Genomic DNA, 24,810 nt, shown 5'->3' on the forward strand with positions numbered 1-24,810 from the left:
AGGTTGTCTATTCGGTAAGGGCTGCTATGCTGATAGCGGTTATCGTTTCATTCATACGTCAAAGGAAGACATCATGGCCAAGCGTAATTCCGACAGTTCAGCACGTGCCGACCAGCTCAAAAACGACCTTCGCTACCTGAGCGAAACCGTCGAAGAGCTGGTTAGCGCCACCTCCAAGGATGCCAGCGGTGAAATGCGCGGCCTTCGCGAGCGCGCCGAGCGTCGTTTGAAAGAGACCCGCTCACGTCTGGAAAGTGCTGGCGAGCATCTTTACGAAGATACCCGCGAGTCGCTGTCCAACCAGGTTGATTGCTGCGACCGCTACGTTCGCGAAAACCCCTGGACCAGCATGGGTATTGGTGCCGCCGCGGGTCTGGTAGCCGGACTGCTGCTCGGTCGTCGCTAATGGCCTTGGGTCCTACCCAACGCGTATTCTCTGCCGTCAAACGCCTGCTGGGCTCACTGGTTGCTAACAGTGAAACCCGCCTACGTTTGGCGGTTTTAGAGCTTGAAGAGGAACGCGCACGTTTACTGGTACTTTTTCTGCTGGCAGGCGCGAGCCTGCTTTTGCTTTTGCTGGGCGTGGCCACGTTAACGGCGCTGGTCATTATCCTGTTCTGGGATACTTACCGCATCACGGCGATCGTTTTCAGCGCCGGCGTTCTGATTTTCTTGAGCCTGCTTTTCGCCCTGATCGCCTACCGTCAGGCCAAAAGCCATACGCTTTTGAAAGAGACGCTCAAGCAACTGGCAGCCGACCGGGCGCTTTTGGAGGCCAACCAGTATGACAACCCCGACCAACACCGCTAAACCCAGCCGTGCCGAGCGTAAGGCGGCGCTGTTGCTGGAACTCGAGCAGCAGCGCGTCGATATCCTGGTTGATAGCGACTATCTCTTAAACGCCGCTCAACCGCTCGAAAATAGCCTCAAAAGCTTCAAGCTGCCGCTCTTTGCCATTGGCGGCATTGCCGCGTGGCGTTTGGTTCGCCATCCGGGGGGCGCCATGGCCGCCGGACGCAAGGCGCTGGCAGGCTACATGCTGTTTCGCAAGTTCAAACTGCTGGCCAAGATCGCGACCTAAAGGTTTCGGTTAGAGCTTTCCAAAACGCGCGCCTCGGCGCGCGTTTTCGTATCCAGCCTATACCGAAAGCGATTAAAGCGCCTGGGCGCAGGCCACCCCGCTCGCCCAGGCCCACTGAAAGTTGTAGCCGCCAAGGCGCCCGGTAACGTCCAGCACTTCGCCAATGAAGCGAAGCTGGTGCAGCCCCTTCACCTCGAAGGTTTTCGAGGAGATTGCGTCTGTATCGACCCCGCCCATGGTCACCTCCGCGGTACGCCACCCTTCAGTACCAGAGGGTTTCAACGTCCAGCCATTGAGTCGCTCGACCCAGGTATCAACGACCTCATTGGAAACCTGCGCCAGCGGTATTTGCGTCTGCCCTTCGGGGTACCACTCGATCAGCGCCTGGGCCAAACGTTTGGGGAAGTGCTCGCCAAGCCAGGTCGACAGCAGCCGTTTGGGCGTTTCCTGGCGCGCCGTCAGGAGTAACTCCCGGGCCTCGCTGTGAGGCAGCAAATCAATGGTGAGCGCTTCGCCTGGTTCCCACACGCTCGAGATTTGCAGCATCGATGGTCCGGAAAGCCCCCGATGGGTGAAAAGCAGCGGCTCTTCGAAACGGTAGCCGCCGTGTTGCACGGCCACCGGCACGCTCACACCGGAAAGGGCGCTGGCACGCGCCTTCCAGGTATCGCTGAGGGTGAGCGGCACGAGCCCTGGCCGGGTGGGCAGCACCTCAAGCCCGAACTGGCGGGCAAGCTCATAGCCAAAGCCGCTGGCCCCCAGTGTGGGAATCGAAAGCCCGCCGGTCGCCACTACCAGCACGCCCGCGTCGATTTGCCCGCGGGAGGTTTGAAGGCGCATGGCCTCGCCACAGCGCTCGACGCGCTCGATGCGGGTGTTGAGCGATACCTCGGCGCCGGCCCACTCGCACTCGGTCAACAGTAGGCGAACCATCTCTTTCGCGGAGTCGGCGCAAAAGAGCTGGCCCGGGGCCTTCTCGACGTACTCCAACCCGTGGCGCTCGACCAGCTCGACGAAGTGCTCAGGGCGGTAGCGTTTGAGCGCCGAGATGCAAAAGTGCGGGTTCTGCGAGTAAAAGTGGTGAGGCGCGGTGTCCATATTGGTAAAGTTACAGCGACCGCCACCGGACATCAGGATCTTCTTACCCGCCTTGTTGGCATGGTCCAGCACCAGCACGCGCTTGCCGGCGTAGCCGGCCTGGGCGGCACACATGAGACCCGCCGCACCCGCGCCGATGATCACGACATCAAATACCATACCCGATATCCTCGAACCTGCAGAAAGTCGGCCATTCTATCAGGTATGAAGCGCTTTATTGTGCCAGCTCCTGTTTCGGTCAGCGCGGCGAAAGCGTTGCATTAAACGCCGCGCTGATCGACCCTGCGCTGCACCGCACCCGAGTTGACACGGCCCCTGACCGAGACCCGTATGCCTGCCCACAGCCGCCTTATGAAACTGCTCTCAAGCGTCATTCTCATGCTAGCCCTCGCACCGCTGGCCTTCGCCCAGTCGCTGCCGACCGTCATTGGCCGCTACGCCGAGGCGGGCCGCTGGTCGGACCCGCTCGAAGCGCTGGGAACGCTCAGCGCTGATGAAAGCGTGACGCTTGCCGCCACGGTGACCGAGCGCATCGCCGAGATCAACTTCGACGACGGTGAACAGGTCGAGCGGGGAAGGCTTCTGATTCGCCTCGACGACGCCCAGGAGCAGGCGCTGTTGCGCGCCGCCCAGGCGCTCGGCGCCGAGCGCGAAAACGCCTTGAATCGCGCCACGCAGCTGCAAAACCGAAACCTCGCCGCCCGTGCCGACGTCGAGGATAGCCAAGCGCGGCAGGATCAGGCCCAGGCCCAGGTGCAGGCGATCGAGGCGCAGCTCAAGGACTACCGGCTGCACGCCCCTTTCAGCGGCCGGGTCGGGCTGAGAGACTTGAGCGTAGGTGCGCTGGTCACGCCAGGCATGGCGCTGGCCACCCTCGACAAGCTCGACGTCATGAAGCTCGACTTCAGTGTGCCGGAGGTCTTTTTGGGCCGACTTTCACCGGGGCTCGAGCTTAGCGCTACCACCGCCGCCTACCCGGAGGAGGTGTTTGGCGGCGACATCGCCAGCATCGGCACGCGCATCGACCCGGTCACCCGCAGCGTCGACGTGCGCGCCCTGCTCGACAACCCCGGGCTGCGCCTTCGCCCGGGGATGCTGATGGAAGTCACCGTGCGCCAGCGCCCCCGCGAGGCGATCATCGTACCCGAAGCGGCGCTGGAACCCAGCGGCGACCGCCACTACGTCATGTTGATCCACGAAGATGGCGACACCCACCGCCTGGAGCGGCGTCAGATCACGATCGGCGAGCGCCGTGTTGGCGAGGTGGAAGTGCTGGAAGGCCTCGACGCAACCGATCTGGTCGTGGTCCACGGGCTACAGCTCGCCCGCGATGAGCTTGAAGTGCGCCTGCTCGGCGTCGTCGACGACGACACCGGCGTGCGCGAGCTTCTAGAGGCGGATCGCGGATGAAGCTTTCGGACATCTCGGTTCAGCGCCCGGTACTGGCGCTGGTCATCGCCGCGCTGATCATCGCCTTCGGCGTGCTGGCGCTGGATCGGCTGCCGCTGCAGGAGTACCCCACCGTCGATCCGCCGATCGTGAGTATCGATACCCGCTACCCCGGCGCCTCGGCAAGCGTCGTCGAAACGCGCATCACCCAGGTGCTCGAGGACCGTATCGCCGGCGTCGAAGGCATCGAGCTGATTACTTCGCAAAGCGAGGATGGCCGCTCGCGCATCGAGATCGAGTTCGCGATCACCATGAACATCGACGCCGCGGCCAACGATATTCGCGACCGCATCTCCGGGGCGCTAAGAAACCTTCCCGACGACGCCGACGCCCCGGAAGTCACCAAGGCGGACAGCAGCGAAGAGATCGTGGTGTGGCTGAGCCTTTCCGGCGCCGAGTACTCGATCACCGAGCTCACCGACTACGCCAACCGCCAGCTGGTCGATAGCCTCTCGGTGCAGCCAGGCGTCGCCCGTATCCGCGTGGGCGGCGGGCGCGACTATGCCATGCGCGTCTGGCTCGACCGCAACGCCCTGGCGGCCCGAGGGCTAACGGTGGGCGACATAGAGGACGCCCTGCGCGCTGAGAACGTCGAGCTACCCGCCGGCTCGCTCGAATCCGCCGACCGCCAGTTCATCGTGCGCCTGCCGCGAGCCTTTGCCACCGCCGAGGACTTTCAGCGCCTGGCGCTGGACCAGGGCGAGAGCGGCTATCTGGTGCGCCTGAGCGACGTTGCCCGCGTCGAGGTGGGCTCGGTGGAGGATCGCTCGGTGTTTCGCGCCAACGGCGTACCGATGGTAGGTCTGGGCGTGATCATGCAGTCCACCGCCAACGTGCTGGCGCTATCCGAAGCGGTGCAGGACGAGCTTGAACGGCTGCAGCACACCCTGCCGGACGGCATGACGCTCGAGCTCAACTACGACGCCTCGCTGTTCGTCGCCGGCGCCATCGACCAGGTGGTCTCGACGCTATTCATCGCCATGGCGCTGGTGGTCGTGGTCATCTTTCTGTTTTTGGGCAACCTTCGCACCACGCTCGTGCCCGCCGTTACCGTGCCCATCGCGGTGATCGGTGCTTTCACGGCGCTGTCGGTCATGGGCTTTTCGATCAATCTGCTCACGCTCCTGGCGCTGGTGCTCGCCATCGGCCTGATCGTCGACGACGCCATCGTGGTGCTCGAAAACATCAACCGGCGCATGTTCGAGTACGGCGAGACGCCGCTGGTCGCCGCCTACCGCGGCACCCGCCAGATCGGCTTTGCGGTGATCGCCACGACCCTGGTGCTGGTCGCGGTGTTCGTGCCCTTGAGCATGCTCCAGGGCGATATCGGCCGGCTGTTCTCCGAGTTCGCCCTGACCATGGCCGCCGCGGTGGTGTTCTCGACGCTTTTAGCGCTCACGCTTACCCCGATGATGGCCTCGAAAATCCTCAAGCCCGGCATGCACGACAGCCGTATCGGCCGCGGCGTGCAGCGGCTTCTAAGCGCCACCCAGCGCCTTTACCGGCGCGTACTGCTGCTAACGCTCAAACTGCGCTGGCTGGTGGTGGCGCTGTTTCTACTGTTGATCGCCGCCACCGCCTGGCTTGCCTCCATTCTTCCGAGCGAATACACCCCCCAGGAGGATCGCGGCAACTTTATCGTGCTGGTCAACGGCCCGGAAGGCGCCACCTTCGAGTACATGATGGACTATATGGACGAGATCGAGGCGCGACTTGACCCGTTTCTGCAAAGCGGCGAGTTCGAGCGCATCGTGGTTCGCGCACCGCGCGGCTTTGGCAACATCGAAAACTTCAACAGCGGCTTTTTGATCATTGATATGGCGGACTGGGGCACGCGGCGAGACGCTTGGGAGATCATGAGTGAGGTGCGCGCTACCCTTTCCACGCTTCCCGGCGTGCAGGCGTTTCCGGTAATGCGCCAGGGGTTTGGCCAGCGAACCCAGAAGCCGCTGCAGTTCGTGCTCGGCGGCGGCTCTTTCGAGCAGATCGCCGGCTGGCGCGACACGCTGCTGGAGCACGTGCGCCGCGACAACCCTCATCTGACGGCGCTTGAAAGCGACTATGACGAAACCCAGCCCCAGCTTCGCGTGGAAATCGACTACGCCCGCGCCGCAAGCCTCGGCGTGACGGTCAGTGAGATCGGCCGCACGCTCGAGGTGCTGCTTGGCGGGCGCAACGTGACCCGCTACGTAGACGACGGCGAAGAGTACGACGTGATCGTCGAAGGCGACAGGGCGCGGCAAAACAGCCCCCGCGCGCTGGACAACATCCAGGTGCGTTCGCGCCGAAGCAATCAGCTGATTCCGCTCTCGAGCCTGGTGACGCTCTCCGACTTCGCCGGGGCCAGCACGCTCAACCGCTTCGACCGAGTACGCTCGATCACTATCGAAGCGAATCTGGCCGATGGTTACACCTTGGGCGAGGCGATTACCTATCTGCAACAGGCCGCCGATGAGCTGCTGCCCGAGGCGGCCCAAACCGACCTGGCCGGGCCCTCGCGAGACTACCAGGCGGCCAGCGGCGCCACGACCTTTCTACTGGTGCTCGGCGCGGTGGTGGTGTTTCTGGTGCTGGCGGCGCAGTTCGAGAGCCTGATTCATCCGCTGGTGATCATGCTAACCGTACCGCTGGCCATGAGCGGCGCGCTGCTCGCCCTGCTGCTCACGGGGCAGTCGCTGAACATCTACAGCCAAGTGGGGCTTGTGCTTTTGATCGGGCTGGCGGCGAAAAACGGTATTCTGATCGTCGAATTTGCCAACCAGCTGCGCGACGAAGGCGCCGCGTTTCGCGAGGCGCTCGTGGAGGCCTCGGTCACCCGCCTTCGCCCCATTCTGATGACTGCGATCACCACCATGGCCGGCGCGGTGCCGCTAATTCTCTCGACGGGGCCGGGGGCGGAGTCGCGTCTGGTCATCGGCACGGTGATTATGGCCGGCGTCGGGGCGGCCACGCTGTTTACGCTGCTGGTCGTGCCGGTCGCTTATGATCTGCTCGCCCGCCACACCGGCTCGCCCAATGCGGTCAAGCGCCGACTGGAGGCGGAAATCGCCGCCGCCGATCGGCGAAACTAGTCCTTACCAGCTAGTGGCTCACGGGTAGTGGCCTACCAGATAGCGGCCACAAAAAAGGCGCCAAGCGGCGCCTTTTTTCGATCACGCTTCAACGCTTAGCCACAGTCACCGACGCGCTCGCCTTCGATGGTGGTGTCCATGGTGAGTGCGCCCATCGGGGATTCAGTCAGAATCGTGACGGTGCCGTCGATCTGCTCGCCCATGAAGCTCATTTCACCATCGATGGTCGCCTGGCCGCCGTCGGCGCTGCAGGCCATGCTGTAGGAGAGGCCGTCGGCGTTCATCTCCTGGCTTAAAAGCTCGCAACCCTGCTCTTCTTCGATCAGACCGAATTCGGCGCTGTCGAGCTCTTCCTGGGTAATGCACTGACGCTCGGTTTCGGTTTGATCCGGAATATCCATATCGCCGCTAACGCTCGTCACGCTCACGAACTCCCACTCGCCCGGCGTTACGTTCGGCGCCTCTGCCAGAGCCGTCATCGGGAGGGCCAGCGCGGCCGCCACTGCCATGTAACGTTTCATCATCGTTGTCTCACCTGTTGATCGAAAAACCGCCGGCCTATCCTACCTGATTCTGGACACCGACGCCCACCCGGGCTCTGCTACACTGAATCCACCCTTGTTTTGCACGCCTCACCTTTTGGGAGAGACCCTCATGGACGACGAAGCGCTCATCGAACACGATTTCGACTGCCCCTACTGCGCCACGGCGCTGACCTTCATCATCGACACGTCTCAGGGTAGCCACACCACTTGGGAGGATTGCCACCGCTGCTGCGCACCGATCCAGGTGCAGGTCGTCATGTCACCGATGACCGGCGAGATCGAGGCGATCACCACCGGGCGCGACGACGACGTGCTCTGATCGCCCCCCTACTCGCCGCCCAGGGTCTGGCGATTCAGCATTAGGCGGCGCTTTTCGCTTCGGCGCATGATGAACCAGGCCAGCAGCGTAGCGATCGCCACGATCAAAATGATCAGCGTGGCCAGCGCGTTGATCTTCGGCGACACGCCAAGGCGCACCGATGAAAACACCACCATCGGCAGCGTATTCGCCCCTGGCCCGGAAACGAAGCTTGCGATCACCAGGTCATCCAGCGACAGCGTAAAGGCCAGAAGCCACCCGGCGACCAGCGCCGGCGAGATGACCGGCAGCGTGATACTAAAAAAGGTCTTCAGCGGCGGTGAGCCCAAATCCATCGCCGCCTCCTCGATCGAGCGGTCCATTTCGCGAAGGCGCGCGGCCACCACTACCGCGACGTAGGCGCTACAAAACGTGGTGTGGGCGATCCAGATCGTCGCCATGCCGCGATCCGCCGGCCAGCCGGTGAGCTGGGCCATCTGCACAAACAGCAGTAAAAGCGAAAGCCCGGTGATCACCTCCGGCATGACCAGCGGCGCGGTCACCATGCTCGAAAGCGCGGTCTTGCCGCGAAAACGCCCAAACCGGGTCATCACGAAGGCCGCGACGGTACCCAGACACACCGCCATGCTAGCGGCGAAAAAGGCGATTTTAAGGCTCGTCCATACCGCTTCGAGAATCTGGCGATCCTCGAACAGCGCACCGTACCACTGGGTGGAGAACCCGGCCCACACCGTGACCAGCCGGGAGGAGTTGAACGAATAGACCACCAGCACGGCCATCGGCAAATAGAGAAACAATAGCCCGACGATCAACATGAGCGTCGTAAACGAAGGAACGCGCGGCTTGAACCTCATTTTTCGAGCTCCCGGGACTGATAGCGATGAAACCAGACGATGGGCACGAGCAGCAGTAGCAGCATCACCATCGCCAGCGCCGAGGCGATCGGCCAGTCGCGGTTAAGGAAGAACTCCTCCCACAACACCTTGCCGATCATCAGCGTATCCGGTCCGCCGAGAAGCTCGGGGATCACGAACTCCCCCACGGCCGGGATGAACACCAGCATCGACCCGGCGATGATTCCGCCCATGGAGAGCGGCAGCGTCACCTTGATGAAGGTATTGAACCTGCGCGAGCCCAGATCCGCCGCCGCTTCCAGCAGCGCGTTATCGAGACGCGTGAGATGGGCGTAAAGCGGCAACACCATAAAGGGCAGGTAGGCGTAGACGATACCCAACACCACGGCAAAGCGGGTGTTCATCATTCGAAGCGGCGACTCGATCACGCCAAGCCCGAGCAGCAGGTTATTGATCAGCCCGCTGTTGCTCAAAATGCCCATCCAGGCGTAAACGCGGATGAGAAACGATGTCCAGGAGGGCAGCATCACCAATAGCACCAGCACCAGCTGCCAGCGAAGCGGCGCCCGCGCCATGGCGTAGGCCATCGGGTAGCCTAGCAAAAGGCACGCAACGGTCGAAATGAACGCCGTCTTGATCGACCCCCAGTACGCCGCGGCGTAGAGCGAATCGGACATCAAAAACAGGTAGTTGCCCAGGTTGAGAAACACGTGCAGAACCTGATCGCTGTACTCGATCAGCGGGCCAAACGGCGGAATCGCCACCACCGACTCCGCCAGGCTGATTTTCAGCACCAGTGCAAAGGGCAATAAAAAGAACAGCGTCAGCCATAAAAGCGGCAGCGCGATGACCGCGCGGCGGCCAAGCTTCAGGCGCTTCAAACGCGCCGCGAACTCAAACGACTTCATCAAGGGCGCTCCTAAAGCCACGCATTAGCGGTTGAGCACGATGGCGCTGTGATCTTCCCAGTAGACGTACACGCTGTCTTCCCAAGTAGGCCGATCACCGCGACGCTCGACGTTGGCCATGCTCGCCTTGATGATCTGGCCAGATGCAGTGCGCACGTAATAGAGCGAGTAGCCGCCAAGATAAGCGATATCATCGACCTTGCCCGCCTCCCAGTTGTACGCCCCCTCTGGCTTTTCACGCGACAGCCAGATTTTTTCCGGACGCAGCGCCGCCCATACGCGTCGGTCGACGGCCTGGGTGGTAATACCGTGATCGATGTAGATCGGCCGCGACAGCGCCGGTGTTTCGATGGTGCAGTGATCGGCGGCGTCCGCCACGATCTCGCCTTCGAACAGATTCACCGTGCCTACGAACTCCGCCACCATGCGGCTGGCCGGGCTTTCGTAGATATCTACCGGCGAGCCCACCTGCTCGATCCAGCCGTCGGCCATGATCGCCACGCGATCCGCCATGGTCATCGCCTCCTCCTGGTCGTGGGTGACCATGATGCAGGTCACGCCGACCTGCTCGATGATCTCGACCACCTCGAGCTGCATCTCGGTGCGAAGCTTCTTGTCCAACGCTCCCATGGGTTCATCGAGCAGCAGAAGCCTTGGCCGCTTGGCCAGCGAGCGCGCCAGCGCCACCCGCTGACGCTGGCCGCCGGAAAGCTGGTGCGGTTTGCGCTTGGCAAAGCGCTCCATGTGCACGAGCTTGAGCATTTGCGTGACCCGCTCGTCGATATCCGCCTTCGAGAGCTTGTCCTGCTTAAGGCCGAAAGCGATGTTCTGCGCCACGTTCATGTGGGGAAAAAGCGCGTAGGATTGAAACATCATGTTGATCGAGCGCTTGTGCGGCGGCGTTTGCGTAATGTCCTCGCCGCCGAGCAGGATGCGGCCCTCCGACGGCGTCTCGAACCCCGCCAGCATGCGTAAAAGCGTCGACTTGCCGGAGCCGGAACCGCCCAACAGCGCAAAAATCTCGCCGCGCTTGACCTCGAGATTGACGGTATCCACCGCCAGCGCGTCATCAAAGCGCTTACTTAGACGTTTGACCTGCAGCACGACGTCCTCGGCAAAGCGCGGGGGCTTGCCGACGGTACGCATAGCGCCTGGGTCCGGTGTGGTGTCCTTCGACGAGGTCGTCGTGTCCATGCCCACTCCTAAAAAAGGGCCTGATAGCAGGCCCTATGATAAAGCGCGGGCAGCTTGCCTGCCCGCCGTTTGACCAGCGCCTTAACGGCCGGATTTAACGCGATTCCAGATACGCGTGCGCTGACGCTGGAAATTTTGCGGCATGTCGCGCGCGACATACAGGTTCTGCATCACCTCGGTTTCCGGGTAGATCGCCGGGTCGTTCAGGATCTCCTCGTCGACGTAGGCATCGGCGGCGGCGTTGGGGTTGGCGTAGCTTACGTAGTCGGTGATCTCGGCGGCGATTTCCGGGTCGAGAATGAAGTTGATGAAGGCGTGGGCGTTTTCCGGATTCGGCGCGTCGGCCGGCACGGCCATGACGTCGAACCAGAGCGCGGCGCCCTCTTTGGGAATGGTGTAGCCGATCTCGAAATCACGTCCGGCTTCCTCGGCACGCTCGGCGGCCTGGAAAACGTCGCCGGAGTAGCCGGCCGCCACACAAATATCGCCGTTGGCGAGATCGGAAATATAGCGCGAGGAGTGGAAATAGGTGATGTCGTCGCGAACGCTTTCGATCAGCTCGCCGGCGGCTTCGAGATTATCGGTGCTGTCGCCGACCGGGTCGAGACCGAGATAGGCCATCGCCGCGGGCAGCATTTCCTCACCGGTATCGAGCATGGAAATGCCGCAGCCGGCTTCGCTGAGCGCGCCGGTGACTTCCGGGTCGAACAGCAGCGCCCAGCTATCGACCGGCGCATCGTCGCCAAGAATCTCGGTGACGCGCTCGACGTTATAGCCGATGCCGTTGGTGCCCCACATGTAGGGGACCATGTACTCGCTTTGCGAGTCGATGGCTTCCAGGTTCTCCATCAGCTCCGGGTTGAGGTTCTCCAGATTCGGCAGCGCGCTCTTATCCAGCGGCTGATACACGCCGGCCTGACGCTGGCGCGAGAAGAAGTGGGAAGAAGGAACGACCACATCATAACCGGAGCGGCCCGCCAGCAGCGCAGCGTCAAGGGTTTCATTGCTGTCGTAAACGTCGTAGGTGACGTCGATGCCGGTGCGCTCGGTGAACTTCTCCAGGGTTTCCGGCGCAATGTAGTCGGACCAGTTGTAGACGCGCACTTCGTCAGCATGAGCGCTCGCCGCGGCGACGCAGGAAAGGGCCGCAACGGCCGCGGAAAGTTTGTGGATGTTCCCCATCAGGTGGCTCCTTGTAAAAATAATGAAAGACCAGGGCGGCTGACCCGCCCTGAGCCGGCGGCGGGGTATCGCCTGATGGCCGATGGATGTGCCAACACTCAAATTAGCACCTGCTCGCCGCCTGGCAATTTTTGCGCCGCGAATTCTGCGCGGCTGGCCTTCCCACCGCAAGGGCTGGCCAAAAAATTGTTGCATTACCGCCGTCTCGACCCAACCTACATCTGTTAACGGCGTAGTTGGGCGGCTTTAAGAGGCGCTCGAAGCACATTCGACGAGCACACTATCGATAAAGACGCTTTTGATAGCATTAAGCTATGGATCACATGTTCATTCTCAATTTTAGCTATCATCCATTCGCCGTTAGTATGATACCCGTATTTACAAGCCACTACCCAATCACTTGGAGACGATCTTAATGTCCTTGATCAACACCGAAGTCAAACCGTTTAAAGCGACTGCTTACCTCAATGGTGAGTTCATCGACGTTACAGAGGCCGACCTGAAAGGTCAGTGGTCCATTTTCTTCTTCTACCCGGCCGACTTCACCTTCGTCTGCCCGACCGAGCTTGGCGATCTGGCCGACCACTACGAAGAGTTCAAAAAGCTGGGCGTTGAAATCTATAGCGTATCCACCGATACCCACTTCACCCACAAAGCGTGGCACGACAGCTCCGAGACCATCGGCAAGCTTCAGTACCCGATGATTGCCGATCCGACGCTGAAAATTTCGCGCAACTTCGAAGTGCTGATCGAAGAAGACGGCTTGGCCGAGCGCGGCACTTTTGTGGTCGATCCGGACGGCAAGGTACAGATCGTCGAGATCAACGCCGGCAACATCGGCCGTAACGCCGAAGAGCTGCTGCGTAAAGTGAAGGCCGCTCAGTACGTTCGCGAAAACCCGAACGAAGTATGCCCGGCCAAGTGGAAAGAAGGCGAAGAGACGCTGGCGCCGTCGCTGGATCTCGTTGGCAAAATCTAACGCCAACCCGCCGATTCACCTCAACGCTTTTACCGCTTCGTGTTGAATCGGCCCTGCACCCGGGCCCTGCCCGGGTGCATCGTTTTAAGCCTTCGAACACAGCGCTTCGATGGCTTAAAACGCTCCTTGTATTCGAAACATCGTTCGATCTTTTTTAACCGCTTGTGTTGCTCCCGTGAAGGCCGTTTTGGGCCTGTCATCGGTCGAGCTCAATCAAAGCCGATTGCGAGGACCCCGCTGTCATGTTGGACGCCAATTTAAAAAGTCAGTTGAAAGCTTATCTGGAAAAGGTGACTCAACCGTTCGAGATCGTTGCGTCCCTCGATGACGGTGACAAGTCAAAAGAGCTGCTCGGCCTGTTGGAAGACATCAAGAGTCTGACCGACAAGATTACTCTGCATACCGACGGTCAGGACGCACGCACGCCGTCGTTTGCCATCAACCGCCCCGGTGAAGAGACCGGTGTGGTATTCGCCGGCATTCCCATGGGCCACGAGTTCACCTCGCTGGTGCTGGCACTGCTGCAGGTTGGCGGCCACCCGCCCAAGACCGCTCAGGAAACGCTGGATCAGATCAAGGCGCTCGACGGCGAGATGCGCTTTGAGACCTACTACTCGCTTTCATGCCAGAACTGCCCGGACGTGGTTCAGGCGCTGAACCTGATGGCGATCTTCAATCCGAATGTCCACCACGTGGCCATCGACGGTGCGCTGTTTCAGGACGAGGTCGAAGCGCGCGAGATCATGTCGGTGCCGAGCGTCTACCTCAACGGCAAGCCTTTCGATCAGGGTCGCATGACCATCGAGCAGATTCTTGCCAAAGTAGATACGGGTGCAGCCGAGCGCGACGCCAAAAAGCTTAGCGAAAAAGCCGCTTTCGACTCGCTGGTCATCGGCGGCGGCCCGGCCGGTGCCTCGGCGGCGATCTACTCGGCGCGCAAGGGTATCAACACCGGCATCGCCGCCGAGCGCTTCGGCGGTCAGGTCGTCGACACCCTCGGCATCGAGAATTTCATTTCGGTCTCCTACACCGAAGGGCCGAAGCTGGTCGCGGCACTCGAGCAGCACGTCAACGACTATGAAGTCGACGTGATGAACCTGCAGCGTGCAAGCGCCTTCAAGGCCGCCGAGGTCGAGGGCGGGCTTCACGAAGTAACGTTCGAGTCCGGTGCCACGCTCAAGAGCAAGACGCTGGTGCTGGCCACCGGTGCGCGCTGGCGCGAAATGAACGTACCCGGCGAACGCGAGTACCGTAACAAGGGCGTGGCCTACTGCCCCCACTGCGACGGTCCGCTGTTCAAGGGTAAGCACGTGGCGGTCATCGGCGGCGGCAACTCCGGTGTCGAGGCAGCAATCGATCTTGCCGGTATCGTTGGCCACGTCACGCTGGTCGAGTTCATGGGCGAAATGCGCGCCGACGCGGTGCTGCAGAAAAAGCTCAAGAGCCTGCCCAACGTCGACATCATCCTGAATGCCCAGTCCACCGAGGTGACCGGCGACGGCAGCCGCGTTAACGGCCTGACCTACAAGGATCGCAACACCGACGAAACCAAACACGTCGAGCTCGAAGGCATCTTCGTGCAGATCGGTCTGGTGCCGAACACCGAGTGGCTCAAGGGCTCACCGATCGAAATGTCGCCCCACGGCGAGATCATCGTCGACGCCCACGGCATGACCTCCGTACCCGGCGTGTTCGCCGCGGGTGATGCCACCACCGTGCCTTACAAGCAGATCGTCATCGCCATGGGCGAAGGCGCGAAGGCTTCACTAGGCGCCTTTGACTATCTGATTCGTAACTGATCGATTCAGGATCGCGAAGCGCGAAGGGGCATGGCGCCCCTTCTCGTGTTCGATGTAAAAACCGTATCATCACGCCCGCCTTGGGTGGGCTTTTTTGCGTTTCAATCTCAAGGCCGATCATTTTGCTGATCGTAAGGCTTGCTTAAATCCGACGCTGGTTTTCGAGGGCACCCTGCTTCAAATAATGCAGCAAATACGCCACGAATCCGGAGAGGTAGTGCTCGACGTCGTCAATGCGTACGCGAAAGCTGTGGTGGCGGATGAAAAAGCTGCCTTCGATGCGTTCCGGGCGCTGGAAGAACATCGCGAATTCGGGCCAGAAATGGCCGTTGAGCAGGTAGTGGGCGCGCGTCTCAAGCGCTCGATAGAAGCGCTCGACGTCGATGAGCTCTAAAAGGTGGCGATGTTCGGGCGTGGCCTGCAGGCGTGCGATCATCTTGTGCGCTGCCATCATCAGCTCCAAAAGCGTGGGGAAGGTGGTGATCCGACCCTCCACGAACCCTAGATACCCCGCCACGTTTTGAAGCCCGAAGCGGTAGTAGCGCTCCTCGGGCCGGTAAAGCGTTAGTTCGTTGACGCAGTAGCTCAGCCAGTGATCGTGCGCTTTCCAGTGCTCCTGAATGGTGAAGTACTCAAAAGCGCGCTCGACCACCTCGAGCCAGCGGGCATCCTGGGTCAAGCCGTACAGGCGCATCAGCCCAAACGCCGCTTCGCCGTCGTAGTAGATGATGCGAAACGCCTCCTTGACGCTTAGATCAGACGCGTTCAGCACATGGTTGAAACCGCCATTTTCGAGCTGGCACTGACGGATGCCGAGCGCCACCGCCTCCATGAGAGGCAGGTATTGCTCATCGCCGGTGAGCTCGGTGTATTTCGACAGCGCCAAAAGAGTGACGCCGCTGCCGCCGAGCTTGATCTCGCCGTTATCCTCCAAAAGGTACGCCACCTGCTCGCCGCGGTTCGTAAAGCGCTTCAAAAGCCGCGTGGTGAGGTGCGAAAGCGCGGCGTCGATCGCGCGCTTGAGCGACGCGCTTTGGGTCACCTCCCAGGCTTCGAGCATGCTGTAGATACTGCTGGCGTGGCGCAGGGTGTTGTAGCCGTTCACCTGCCGGTCAAAACACGGGTGCAGGCCATAGATAAAGCGCCCGTTCGGCTCGACCTGATCGGCGAGAAACCCGCTGGCGCGCTCGATCAGCGTGCGTGTGATCTCGGGCGTGAGTGTTTCGATGATGCGCCGCCCGGTGTTACGCCCTTCCTTGCCTCCGGAGTAGCCGTGCAAACGCTGCGTTACTTGGTCGGCGGTGACGAGAACCGCATCGGTGGTAAAGGTGAATACGCGCTGGTGGGGGTCGAAATTGATCGCCGTTTGAGTTCCAAAACGCTCGCGGGCGTAGCGCAGGAAGTTTTTCTGATTGAGCTCGGCGTGGGGCACCTTGACGCCCTGATAAAGCATGGCGTTGGCGTTAAGTTCCTGCTCGAGAAACGCGCGCTCGCACCCGGCATCCAGCGCGATGCCGCGGCGAAAGTAGTTACGCTTGTGCTTTTTGAGCTCAGCGGTTAGGCCCTCCCAGGTGTACTCGGCAAGCTCGCGAGTCCAATCAATGCGCAGCCATCGTACCGGCGCCTGCCCGCTCAATTTTGTTGCGAGCGCCTCACTCAACGCTTGCCAATGTTCGCTATCCGCCACGCCGTATGCATTGACCACGACGGCACGGTGGGTGGCATCGGTGGCGCAGACGAACAGATGAAGCGGCGCCTCCAGTGGGCCTTCCAACGCCTCGTCAAGCGCCAAGCGCGCGCGCTCAAGAGCTTCGCTTAGCGGTACTGTCGCGGCGTCGCTATGGCCTGAGGTCTTTTTCAACACCGGCACCTTAAACGCCGGCGCCACCTGCTTTTTTTTCCTGGCGCGCTGAGCGCGCCTGGCCTGACCGAGGCTTTTCGAGCCGGTCGATTTCGCCATGATTCACCCTTTTATCGTTGTGTACGCTGCGTTGCCGAACTACCGCGGCCCGCACACCGGGCAGGCCGGGTCGCGGGGGACCTGAAAGTGGCGCCAGCCGCCGCGCAGCCCGTCGAAGGTGGAGAGCCCGCGATGTAATTGGCCGGCGCCGCTTAAAAGCTTGACCGCCTCCAGCGCCTGGAACGCGCCGATCACGCCGACCAACGGCGCGATCACGCCGCTTTCGGCGCAGCTCAGCGCTTCGTCACCGGCTTCATCCGGCGGGTAGAGGCAGGCGTAGCAGGGGCTTTGGGCATCACGCGGGTCGAATACGGCGAGCTGGCCGGAGAAGCGGATCGCCGCGCCCGACACCAGCGGCACGCCGGCGCTCATGCAGGCGGCATTGATCGCGTAGCGGCTGGAAAAGCGGTCGGTGCAGTCGAGCACGACATCGTGCGAGGCGGCGTGTGTGGCAAGCTCGGCGTCGTTCAGATGGCGCTCGATCGCGGTGATCTCGCACTCCGGATTGAGCGCGGCCATGCTATCGCTGGCCGAGGCCGCCTTGTTGCGGCCGATGTCGGCGTTCTGGTGAGCGATCTGGCGCTGCAGGTTGGAAAGCTCGACGGTATCGGCATCGGCGACCGTGATTCGACCAACGCCGGCGGCGGCCAGGTAGAGCGCGACCGGTGAGCCGAGCCCGCCGGTGCCGACGATCAGCGCGCGGGCGTCGAGCAGGCGCTGCTGGCCTCCGATATCGACCTCGTCGAGCATGATCTGGCGGCTGTAGCGCAAAAGCGCTTGGTCATCCATCATGGGCTCTTATCCTCGAACTCGCTGACCTCCGGCACGTGCAGGCTGAAGCTCTCTTTCACCTCCTCCATCACCACGTAGCTTTTGGACTCCTTGACGCCTGGCAGCGTCAGTACGACATCGCCCAAAAGCTGCCGGTAAGCCGACATTTCCGGAATCCGGCACTTCAGAATGTAGTCGAACTGGCCGGATACCAGGTGGCACTCTTGGATCTGGGGCAGCGTTTCCACCGCGCGACGAAACTCGTCGAACACCGCCGGCGACTGGGTTTCCAGGCTGATCTCGACGAACACCAAAAGATTCGCCTTGAGCGCCTGGGGGTCGAGCATCGCCTTGTAGCCGCGAATGACGCCGGCGCGCTCCAGGCGCTTGACGCGCTCGAGGCACGGCGTGGTCGAAAGCCCGACCTCGGCGGCGAGATCCACGTAGGAGATACGCGCGTTGTCCTGCAGCACGCGCAGAATACGCAGATCGATGCGATCCAGCGCCTTGTTTTTTGTTTTCATGGGCGTTTCGTCTTCATGAGCGGTTCGTTTTCATCAGTTACTCGCATCATCGAGCGCCCGCGGCATACGCCCAAGCGTGACCCGCGCGTTCCCGCCCAGATCGACCAGGCTCTCCACCTCCAGGTAGCCCGCTTTTGAGAGCGCCTGGCGTACCGCGTCGGCTTGGCGGTAGCCGTGCTCCAGCAGCAGCCACCCTCCCTGCTTGAGATAGTCACGGGCGCTGCGCACCAAATGAAGCAGATCGGCAAGGCCTTCGCCCGCCGCCACTAGCGCTGAACGCGGCTCGAAGCGCACGTCGCCCAGGGCCAGGTGCGGGTCGGCCTCAGCGATATAGGGCGGGTTGCTGGCGATGATATCAAAGCGCGGCGCGGCGTCTTGCCGCGCCAGAGCATCGAACCAGTCACTCTGGACGAAGGTGGCGTTTTCGAGCGCCAGCCGCGCGGCATTTTGCTTGGCAAGGGCCACGGCCTCAATGCGCAGATCGAGCCCGCTCACCTGCCAGCCCGGGCGCTCGCTGGCAAAAGCGAGCGCAATGGCGCCGGTCCCCGTGCCCAGATCCAGAAACCGGCCGTCAAGGGCGCCGGCGCGCGCAAGCGCCGCCTCGACCAGGGTTTCGGTGTCCGCCCGCGGGATCAGCGTGTGGCGCGAGGTCAAAAGGGGCAGCCCCCAGAACTCGCGCTCGCCGGTCAGGTACGCCACCGGCTCGCCTTGAGCGCGGGCAGCGACGAGCGCCTCGAAGCGCGCCCGCGGCCAAGGCTCGCAGTGTCGATCGCTCCAGGTGTAAAGCCAGGTCAGCTCACAGTCGGCGGCGTGCATCATCAAAAGCTCGGCGTCGCGCCGGGGCGAGGGTGATCCTGCGTCCGCAAGGCGTTTGGCCGCCGCACTCAACAGCGCATCGAAAGTCATCAGGCGTCCTGAAGGGCGGAAAGCTGCTCGGCCTGATACTCGTGAATCAACGGCTCGACCACGTCGTCGAGCTGTTCGCCGCTCACCACGTCCAGCAGTTTATAAAGCGTCAGGTTGATGCGGTGATCGGTGATGCGCCCTTGAGGGAAGTTGTAGGTGCGGATACGCTCGCTGCGATCCCCTGAGCCGACCAGCGAGCGGCGCGCGTCGGCCTGCTCCTGGCGCTGGGAGTCCACGGCGTTGCGCTTGAGTTTGGCGGCGAGCAGCGACATCGCCTTGGCGCGGTTCTTGTGCTGGCTGCGCTCCTCCTGGCACTCCACCACGACGCCGGTGGGCAGGTGGGTGATGCGAATGGCGGAGTCGGTGGTGTTGACGTGCTGGCCGCCAGCACCGCTGGAGCGGTAGGTATCCACGCGCAAGTCAGAGGGATTGATGTCGATATCGCCGACGTCGTCGACCTCGGGCATCACCGCCACCGTGCAGGCGGAGGTATGGATGCGCCCTTGGGATTCAGTGGCGGGCACGCGCTGCACGCGGTGCGCTCCGGACTCGAACTTGAGCCGCGCATAGACGCCATCGCCCTTCACTCGGGAGATCACCTCTTTATAGCCGCCCTGCTCGCCGTGGCTGGCGCTGACGATTTCCACTCGCCAGCCGCGTTTTTCGGCGTAGCGTGAATACATGCGAAACAGGTCACCGGCAAAAATCGCCGCCTCGTCGCCGCCGGTGCCGGCGCGCACTTCCAGATACACGCCACGGTTATCGTCCGGGTCCTTGGGCACCAGCAGGCGCTTGAGTTCGACCTCGAGCGCATCGCGCTGCTCGCGGCCATCCAACATTTCCATCTCCGCCAGCTCGCGCATCTCCGGGTCGCTGTCGCCGCTCAGGGCCTCGGCGGTGGCGATGTTCTCTTCGACCTCGCGATAGCGCTGCCAGGCCGCGACCAGCTCTTCAAGCTCTGCGTACTCGCGAGAGTAGTCGCGAAAGCGCTGCTGGTCGCTGATGACTTCGGGCTCGGAGAGCAGCATCGCAAGCTCTTCGAAGCGGTCGGCAAAACTGTCCAAACGTTGGCGCAACGTCTCTTTCATGCGGGCGTATCATCCTTCTGGCGTTTAGCCGAGGGCGCGGGCTTCTCAAACGCGGGTTTCGGGGAGAGTAAAACGCGCGGCGCCGCGCTCAGCACTGCGTGATCTTCTTCGGAGGCCGCTTTGCGAAGGGCCAACGTCGGCTGGTGCATGAAGCGGTTGGCGAGCTGATGGGCGAGGCGCTCGACCACTTTCGCCGGGTCTTCGCCGCGGGCCAGGCGTTCAAGCGCCTGGTCGCGGCTTTCGTCGCGAAGCGCTTCGCCGTGGCGGCGGTAGTCGCGGATCAGCTCGCCGCCGCCGCGCACCCGGCGCTCCTGCTCCCAACTGCCCACGCCGTGTTCGATCAGCGATTCGGCCTGGTCGGCGGCCACTTGGCGGTGGCGGCGGTTCTCTTCGATCACCTCTTCGAGGTCATCGACGGTATACAAAAAGACGTCGGCAAGCTCGCCCACCTCCGGCTCGATATCCCGGGGCACGGCGATATCGACCATGAACACCGGCCGGTGGCGACGCTTTTTCAGCGCACGTTCGACCATTCCCTTGCCCAGAATCGGCAGCGGCGAGGCGGTCGAGGAGATGACGATGTCGGCATGTTCGAGCGCCGCTGGAATCTCCGGCAGTGTGATCGCCTCGCCGCCCAGGCTGGAGGCCACGTTCATGGCGCGCTCGCGGGTGCGGTTGGCCACGGTGAGCTTGCGCACGCCGGCCTCGCTCAGATGGCGCGCCACGAGCTCGATGGTTTCGCCGGCGCCAATCAATAGCGCGCTGGCCCGGCCGAAGTCGTCGAAAATGCGGCTCGCCATGCTGACGGCGGCGTAGGCGACCGACACCGGGTTCTTGCCGATGCCGGTTTCGGTGCGCACCTGCTTGGCCACGGCGAAGGTGTGCTGAAAAAGGCGCTCGAGCTCGCCGCCAAGGCCCTGGGCCTGGCGCGCCTGCTGATACGCATCCTTTAGCTGGCCGAGAATCTGGGGTTCGCCAAGCACCATCGAATCGAGCCCTACGGCCACGCGCATCAGATGGCGGGCGGCGGCGGCGTCGAGATAGTGGTAGGCACAGCGAGTGAGATCTTCGACTTTCAGGCCGTGGAAGCGGCCCAGCCAGTCGAGCACCGCGCGCTCGCCGGCAGCGTCGGTGACGCAGTAGAGCTCGGTGCGATTGCAGGTCGAGAGCACCGCCGCCTCGTGAATTTGCGGCAGACAGCGAAGCTCGCCCAACGCGCTTTCGAGCTGCGCGGGGGTAAAGGCTACCTGCTCACGCACGGCAACGCTTGCGGTGCGGTGATTGATTCCCAGGGCAAGAAGCGTCATGCGTTATGCGTCTTCGCTAGTGGATCGGTCGTGGATAAACGGCGGCTCGACTCTTGAGCGGGCGAGTCCTTGGAGCGTCGAACGCTCGACGGCGGCAGAACCAACAAAACCTGGCCGCGGTGGTCGAAATTGCGCTGACACGAATCGTTTTCAAGGTGTAGCATTCTACCACAAACCACCCGGTTCTGGCGCCACCACTTTGCCGCAGCCGCGCAAGCCGCTATGCTGACAATTCGGCCACCTGATTGAGATACGCATGCACTTTCGCGCGACATTAACGGGGTTACCCCGCTGGCCTCTGGCGCTCACGCTGCTGTTAAGCGGCTGTCAGGCGACGCCTTCGAGCTCAATGAATGGGCTGCCCGCTTTCATCGATGATCCCATGGCCTCGGCGCCGCCGATCACGCGCGGGCTCGACGCCGAGGGGCTGCGCACGCTTTTGACCGCGGAGATGGCCGGCCAGCGCGGCGATTTCAGCCGCGCAAGCCAAGGGTACCTGGCCGCGTCACGCCGCTACCCGGTGGCAGCGCTTGCCGAGCGCGCCACCTTCGCCGCCCGTTTTGGCAACGACACCGCGCTCATGGAAACCTCGGCGCTGCGCTGGCGCGAGCTTGCGCCTACCGCCCAGGGGCCCAACCAGTTTTTGGCCACGCTGTCACTCTCGCGCGGCGACTGGCTCGATAGCCTCGAGCAGCGCCTGGCGATCGTCGCCGCCGGCGGCAACGGCGAAATCGCCGCCTTCGCCGAGCTGGCGGTGGCGGAAAACGCCCCGCTCGGCCTGTTGATCCGTCCGCTGCGCGACTTTCTCGACGAAAGCGCCAGAATCGCGCCGCTGGGTGACGAGCAGGAGAGCCAAATTGACGTGCTGCTGGGCACTGCACTGATCGAAGCCGCACTCGGCAACACCGCCCAGGCCCAGGCGCGCCTCGACGAGGTCGCAAGCCAGGCCCCGGATATTGAAGCGTTATGGCTCGCCCGCGCCCGGCTGGCGCTGGAAACCGGCGATCATCAGGGCGCGCGCCGCGCCGCGCGCCGCGGCCTCGAACTGGCGCCGGACGATGTGCGTTTCGTGCTCATGCTCGCCCAGGCCAATATTCGTCTCAACAACCTCACCCAGGCCCAGCAGCAGACCGACGCGCTGCTCGAGCGCCACGGCGGCGGGCCGGATCTGCGCGTGGCGCTGGCCCAGCTCTATCTGGAAGAGGGCCACCCGGACCCCGCCTACCGCCTGCTGCAGCCGATAATCGGTGAAGATAACGTTCCGGATCTGGCCTACTTTCTTTTGGGCGCCATCGCCCAGTCCGAAGGCGATATCGATAACGCCTTGATCTACTACCGTCAGGTGCGCGAGGGCAACGAATTCCTGCCCGCCCGGGCCGCCGCCGCGCAGATGTTGATCGAAGAGGATCGGCTGTTGGATGCGCGCGCCTTTTTACGCATCGAGCGGATGCGCTATGACGCCTACTTCAGCGATCTGGTACTGCTAGAAGTGCAGCTGCTCGACGGCGAAAATCTCGCCGGCGAAGCCGACGCCCTGCTCGACCGCGAGCTCGCCCGCACCCCCGCCGACACCGGCCTTCGCTACCTGCGCGCCATGCGCGCCTTCGAGCGCGGTGATCTTGCGGCCATGGAGCGCGATCTGCGTCAGATCATACGAAGCGAGCCGGACAACGCCAACGCGCTCAACGCGCTGGGTTACACGCTGGCCGACACCTACTCCGACGAGCGGCTTGACGAGGCGCGAACGCTCATCGAGCGCGCCTATGAACTCGAGCCGGACAACCCGGCAGTGCTGGACAGCATGGGCTGGGTGCTGTTCAAACAGGGCGAGGCCGAAGAGGCGCTCTCCTGGCTTGAAACCGCGTTTGCCCAACTGCCGGATCAGGAGGTCGCCGCGCATCTTGCCGAGGTACTCGACGCACTTGGCCGAAGCGACGAGGCGCGCGCCATCGTTCGCCGCTTTCAAACCGGCCTCGGCGACACCCCGGCGCTCGACGAGCTGCTGCGCCGGCGCCCGGCCCTGAGCACGCCTTGAAACACGCTCTTTAAACCCCTTTTATTCTGAATGAATCAGAATGCATCACCGACACGGAGTTTCACCATGCTGACCGCTTACTCGAACGCCCCGTCTTTCAGCGCCTGGGCCCGCCCGGCAAAAGCCTTTCTTACCGGCGCGGCGCTGTTGGCGCTGGCCGGGTGCGCCACCCAGGCGCCGATGGACGAAAGCGGCCGGCAAGAGGGCCAGTGGGAGCGCCAGCAGGCCGAGGTAGAAGCGTTCGATAGCTGGACATTGATCGGTAAAGCCGGGCTCAAAACCCCGGACGAGAACACCAGCGCTAACCTGGACTGGAACCAGACGCCGTTTTACTTTCGCATGCTGATCAGTGGCCCCTTTGGCGGCGGGCGCAGCGTGCTGGAAGGCCGCGAGGGCCGATTCTCGCTGACCACCGGCGAAGGCCGTTTCGAGGCCGAAACGCCGGAAGCGCTGATGCAGGAGCAGCTTGGCTGGTCGCTGCCGGTGCGCGCCATGCCCGACTGGGTACGAGGCCTTCCGGGCGATGACTCCGACTACCAGCTCGAAACCGACGAGCTCGGCTTTCCGCGCCATCTGGAGCAGGACGGCTGGGAGATCGACTACCGCGACTGGGAAGAGGTCGAAGAGATGTGGCTGCCGCGGCGTTTGGTCATGAACTATGACGACGTGCGCATCACCCTGGTGGTGAACCAGTGGCGCCCGCGCGACGATCAGGAGTAAGCGGTGACAGGCACGACTTCTGCCATGAAGCTTCCGGCACCGGCGAAGCTCAACCGCATGCTGCACATTACTGGCCGTCGTGAAGACGGCTATCACACGCTGCAGACGCTTTTTCAGTTCATCGATCTGCAGGACACGCTCACGCTCTCGTCACGAGCCGACGGCGAGATCGCGCTCGAAAACGATGTCGACGGCGTGAGCTTTGACGACAACCTGATGGTGCGCGCCGCGCGCACCCTGCTGCCCTACCGCCGTGACGCGAACCAGGGCGTAAGCCTGGCCATCGACAAGCGCCTACCCATGGGCGGGGGCCTGGGCGGCGGCAGCTCCAACGCCGCCACGGTACTGGTCGGGCTCAACCGGCTGTGGGAGCTCGGGCTTTCGCTTGAAGCACTGGCGGACCTCGGGCTTTCGCTGGGCGCCGATGTACCGGTGTTCGTTCATGGTCATAGCGCCTGGGCCGAGGGCGTGGGCGAGGTACTCACCCCGGTCACCCTCGATACGCCCTGGTTCGTGGTGATCCACCCGGGTGTGAGCGTGTCGACCCCGGCCATCTTCCAGGACCCGGAATTGACACGCGCAAGCCGCCCCATTACTATGGCGCGCGCACTGCAGGGGGGAGCGGCCACGTGGCGTAACGACTGTGAAGCAACGGTCAAAAAACGCTATCCGCCGATCGCTTGTGCGCTCGAGTGGCTCGAGCAGTTCGCACCTGGCCGCGTAACCGGCACCGGCGCGTGTCTGTTTGCTGCGTTTGAAACCCAACGCGCTGCAAACGCCGTCGCCAGCCAAGCGGGCCAACGCTATCAGGCCTGGGTGGCGCGCGGGCTCAACACCTCTCCTCTACACGATGCGCTGGGACGCTGAAAGCGCCCGGTCATCACATTGGGTTATTGCTGGGGTATCGCCAAGTGGTAAGGCACCGGTTTTTGGTATCGGCATTCCCAGGTTCGAATCCTGGTACCCCAGCCAACCTGCCCATGATCCAACGTTTTCTCCCCTGATCCCCAACGCTGCAAA

The 24,810-nt window shown here is 62.7% G+C and carries 23 protein-coding genes and 1 tRNA gene; 12 read left to right on the forward strand and 12 right to left on the reverse strand.

Annotation, left to right across the window (positions count from 1 at the left end):
- The first annotated feature begins 73 nt into the window (after nucleotides 1–73).
- From MQW23_RS15515 to MQW23_RS15525, 3 genes are read left to right on the forward strand one after another with little or no spacing between them, the layout of a single operon-like run.
- Entirely contained in the window at nucleotides 74–406 is a 333-nt protein-coding gene (locus MQW23_RS15515) for an ElaB/YgaM/YqjD family protein (protein ID WP_252109116.1), read from the forward strand.
- Nucleotides 406–810 (forward strand): phage holin family protein, encoded by a 405-nt coding sequence (locus tag MQW23_RS15520; RefSeq protein ID WP_252109117.1) that lies wholly within the window; start codon nucleotides 406–408, stop codon nucleotides 808–810. Before MQW23_RS15515 ends, MQW23_RS15520 begins: the two co-directional genes overlap by 1 nt.
- Nucleotides 785–1,081, forward strand: a complete 297-nt coding sequence (locus MQW23_RS15525; protein WP_252109118.1) for a YqjK family protein — start codon at nucleotides 785–787, stop codon at nucleotides 1,079–1,081. Before MQW23_RS15520 ends, MQW23_RS15525 begins: the two co-directional genes overlap by 26 nt.
- Before the next feature lie 72 nt (nucleotides 1,082–1,153).
- Here MQW23_RS15525 and MQW23_RS15530 read toward each other — a convergent pair whose 3' ends face one another.
- The gene (locus tag MQW23_RS15530; protein WP_252109119.1) at nucleotides 1,154–2,338 is read right to left on the reverse strand and encodes a BaiN/RdsA family NAD(P)/FAD-dependent oxidoreductase; all 1,185 of its coding nucleotides are present in this window, start codon (nucleotides 2,336–2,338) and stop codon (nucleotides 1,154–1,156) included.
- Nucleotides 2,339–2,557: 219 nt separating this feature from the next.
- Between MQW23_RS15530 and MQW23_RS15535 the strand changes: the two genes are divergently transcribed.
- Together MQW23_RS15535 and MQW23_RS15540 are read left to right on the forward strand one after the other, a co-directional pair.
- Nucleotides 2,558–3,589 carry an efflux RND transporter periplasmic adaptor subunit gene (locus MQW23_RS15535; RefSeq protein WP_252109120.1) on the forward strand — a complete coding sequence of 344 codons (1,032 nt, stop codon included), beginning with the start codon at nucleotides 2,558–2,560 and terminating at the stop codon, nucleotides 3,587–3,589.
- On the forward strand, nucleotides 3,586–6,699 hold the full coding sequence (locus MQW23_RS15540) for an efflux RND transporter permease subunit (protein ID WP_252109121.1): 3,114 nt from the start codon (nucleotides 3,586–3,588) through the stop codon (nucleotides 6,697–6,699). The genes MQW23_RS15535 and MQW23_RS15540 overlap by 4 nt, the downstream gene beginning before the upstream one ends.
- Before the next feature lie 95 nt (nucleotides 6,700–6,794).
- Here MQW23_RS15540 and MQW23_RS15545 read toward each other — a convergent pair whose 3' ends face one another.
- The gene (locus tag MQW23_RS15545) at nucleotides 6,795–7,223 is read right to left on the reverse strand and encodes a DUF3617 domain-containing protein (protein WP_252109122.1); all 429 of its coding nucleotides are present in this window, start codon (nucleotides 7,221–7,223) and stop codon (nucleotides 6,795–6,797) included.
- 130 nt (nucleotides 7,224–7,353) lie between these two features.
- On the opposite strand from MQW23_RS15545, the gene MQW23_RS15550 reads away from it, so the two are divergent.
- On the forward strand, nucleotides 7,354–7,563 hold the full coding sequence (locus tag MQW23_RS15550; protein WP_252109123.1) for a zinc ribbon domain-containing protein: 210 nt from the start codon (nucleotides 7,354–7,356) through the stop codon (nucleotides 7,561–7,563).
- Between the two features lie 8 nt (nucleotides 7,564–7,571).
- Here the strand turns inward: MQW23_RS15550 and MQW23_RS15555 are convergent, their stop codons facing one another.
- The 4 genes from MQW23_RS15555 to MQW23_RS15570 form a co-directional block, all read right to left on the reverse strand.
- Nucleotides 7,572–8,417, reverse strand: a complete 846-nt coding sequence (locus MQW23_RS15555; protein ID WP_319022816.1) for an ABC transporter permease subunit — start codon at nucleotides 8,415–8,417, stop codon at nucleotides 7,572–7,574.
- On the reverse strand, nucleotides 8,414–9,325 hold the full coding sequence (locus MQW23_RS15560; RefSeq protein ID WP_252109124.1) for an ABC transporter permease subunit: 912 nt from the start codon (nucleotides 9,323–9,325) through the stop codon (nucleotides 8,414–8,416). Before MQW23_RS15560 ends, MQW23_RS15555 begins: the two co-directional genes overlap by 4 nt.
- A gap of 24 nt (nucleotides 9,326–9,349) precedes the next feature.
- Complete coding sequence (locus tag MQW23_RS15565; protein ID WP_252109125.1) at nucleotides 9,350–10,519, reverse strand: ABC transporter ATP-binding protein; 1,170 nt, start codon at nucleotides 10,517–10,519, stop codon at nucleotides 9,350–9,352.
- Between the two features lie 81 nt (nucleotides 10,520–10,600).
- Nucleotides 10,601–11,701 carry a polyamine ABC transporter substrate-binding protein gene (locus MQW23_RS15570; RefSeq protein ID WP_252109126.1) on the reverse strand — a complete coding sequence of 367 codons (1,101 nt, stop codon included), beginning with the start codon at nucleotides 11,699–11,701 and terminating at the stop codon, nucleotides 10,601–10,603.
- A 415-nt stretch (nucleotides 11,702–12,116) separates the two neighbouring features.
- Between MQW23_RS15570 and ahpC the strand changes: the two genes are divergently transcribed.
- Together ahpC and ahpF are read left to right on the forward strand one after the other, a co-directional pair.
- On the forward strand, nucleotides 12,117–12,680 hold the full coding sequence (ahpC, locus tag MQW23_RS15575; protein WP_252109127.1) for an alkyl hydroperoxide reductase subunit C: 564 nt from the start codon (nucleotides 12,117–12,119) through the stop codon (nucleotides 12,678–12,680).
- A gap of 242 nt (nucleotides 12,681–12,922) precedes the next feature.
- Nucleotides 12,923–14,479, forward strand: coding sequence for an alkyl hydroperoxide reductase subunit F (ahpF, locus tag MQW23_RS15580; protein ID WP_252109128.1), 1,557 nt, complete (start codon nucleotides 12,923–12,925; stop codon nucleotides 14,477–14,479).
- A gap of 142 nt (nucleotides 14,480–14,621) precedes the next feature.
- Here ahpF and MQW23_RS15585 read toward each other — a convergent pair whose 3' ends face one another.
- Genes MQW23_RS15585 through hemA form a run of 6 tightly spaced genes read right to left on the reverse strand, consistent with a single transcriptional unit; the run spans nucleotide 14,622 to nucleotide 21,035 of the window.
- The gene (locus tag MQW23_RS15585) at nucleotides 14,622–16,439 is read right to left on the reverse strand and encodes a glycoside hydrolase family protein (RefSeq protein ID WP_252109129.1); all 1,818 of its coding nucleotides are present in this window, start codon (nucleotides 16,437–16,439) and stop codon (nucleotides 14,622–14,624) included.
- Nucleotides 16,440–16,478: 39 nt separating this feature from the next.
- A complete protein-coding gene (locus MQW23_RS15590; RefSeq protein WP_252109130.1) occupies nucleotides 16,479–17,231 on the reverse strand; it encodes a HesA/MoeB/ThiF family protein in 753 nt (250 codons plus the stop codon).
- Nucleotides 17,228–17,734 (reverse strand): Lrp/AsnC ligand binding domain-containing protein, encoded by a 507-nt coding sequence (locus tag MQW23_RS15595; RefSeq protein ID WP_252109131.1) that lies wholly within the window; start codon nucleotides 17,732–17,734, stop codon nucleotides 17,228–17,230. The genes MQW23_RS15590 and MQW23_RS15595 overlap by 4 nt, the downstream gene beginning before the upstream one ends.
- A gap of 33 nt (nucleotides 17,735–17,767) precedes the next feature.
- The gene (gene prmC / locus MQW23_RS15600) at nucleotides 17,768–18,640 is read right to left on the reverse strand and encodes a peptide chain release factor N(5)-glutamine methyltransferase (protein WP_252109132.1); all 873 of its coding nucleotides are present in this window, start codon (nucleotides 18,638–18,640) and stop codon (nucleotides 17,768–17,770) included.
- Complete coding sequence (gene prfA, locus MQW23_RS15605) at nucleotides 18,640–19,728, reverse strand: peptide chain release factor 1 (protein WP_252109133.1); 1,089 nt, start codon at nucleotides 19,726–19,728, stop codon at nucleotides 18,640–18,642. Before prfA ends, prmC begins: the two co-directional genes overlap by 1 nt.
- On the reverse strand, nucleotides 19,725–21,035 hold the full coding sequence (gene hemA / locus MQW23_RS15610; RefSeq protein WP_252109134.1) for a glutamyl-tRNA reductase: 1,311 nt from the start codon (nucleotides 21,033–21,035) through the stop codon (nucleotides 19,725–19,727). Before hemA ends, prfA begins: the two co-directional genes overlap by 4 nt.
- Before the next feature lie 256 nt (nucleotides 21,036–21,291).
- Between hemA and MQW23_RS15615 the strand changes: the two genes are divergently transcribed.
- From MQW23_RS15615 to MQW23_RS15630, 4 genes are all read left to right on the forward strand, one after another.
- Entirely contained in the window at nucleotides 21,292–23,070 is a 1,779-nt protein-coding gene (locus tag MQW23_RS15615) for a tetratricopeptide repeat protein (protein ID WP_252109135.1), read from the forward strand.
- A 66-nt stretch (nucleotides 23,071–23,136) separates the two neighbouring features.
- Nucleotides 23,137–23,790, forward strand: a complete 654-nt coding sequence (gene lolB / locus MQW23_RS15620; protein ID WP_252109136.1) for a lipoprotein insertase outer membrane protein LolB — start codon at nucleotides 23,137–23,139, stop codon at nucleotides 23,788–23,790.
- Between the two features lie 24 nt (nucleotides 23,791–23,814).
- On the forward strand, nucleotides 23,815–24,657 hold the full coding sequence (ispE, locus tag MQW23_RS15625) for a 4-(cytidine 5'-diphospho)-2-C-methyl-D-erythritol kinase (protein ID WP_252109187.1): 843 nt from the start codon (nucleotides 23,815–23,817) through the stop codon (nucleotides 24,655–24,657).
- 30 nt (nucleotides 24,658–24,687) lie between these two features.
- A tRNA-Gln gene (locus MQW23_RS15630) sits at nucleotides 24,688–24,762 on the forward strand.
- Nucleotides 24,763–24,810: the final 48 nt, after the last annotated feature.

Origin of the sequence: Halomonas sp. S3-1-1 (assembly GCF_023757625.1) — a bacterium.
Lineage (GTDB): Bacteria > Pseudomonadota > Gammaproteobacteria > Pseudomonadales > Halomonadaceae > Vreelandella.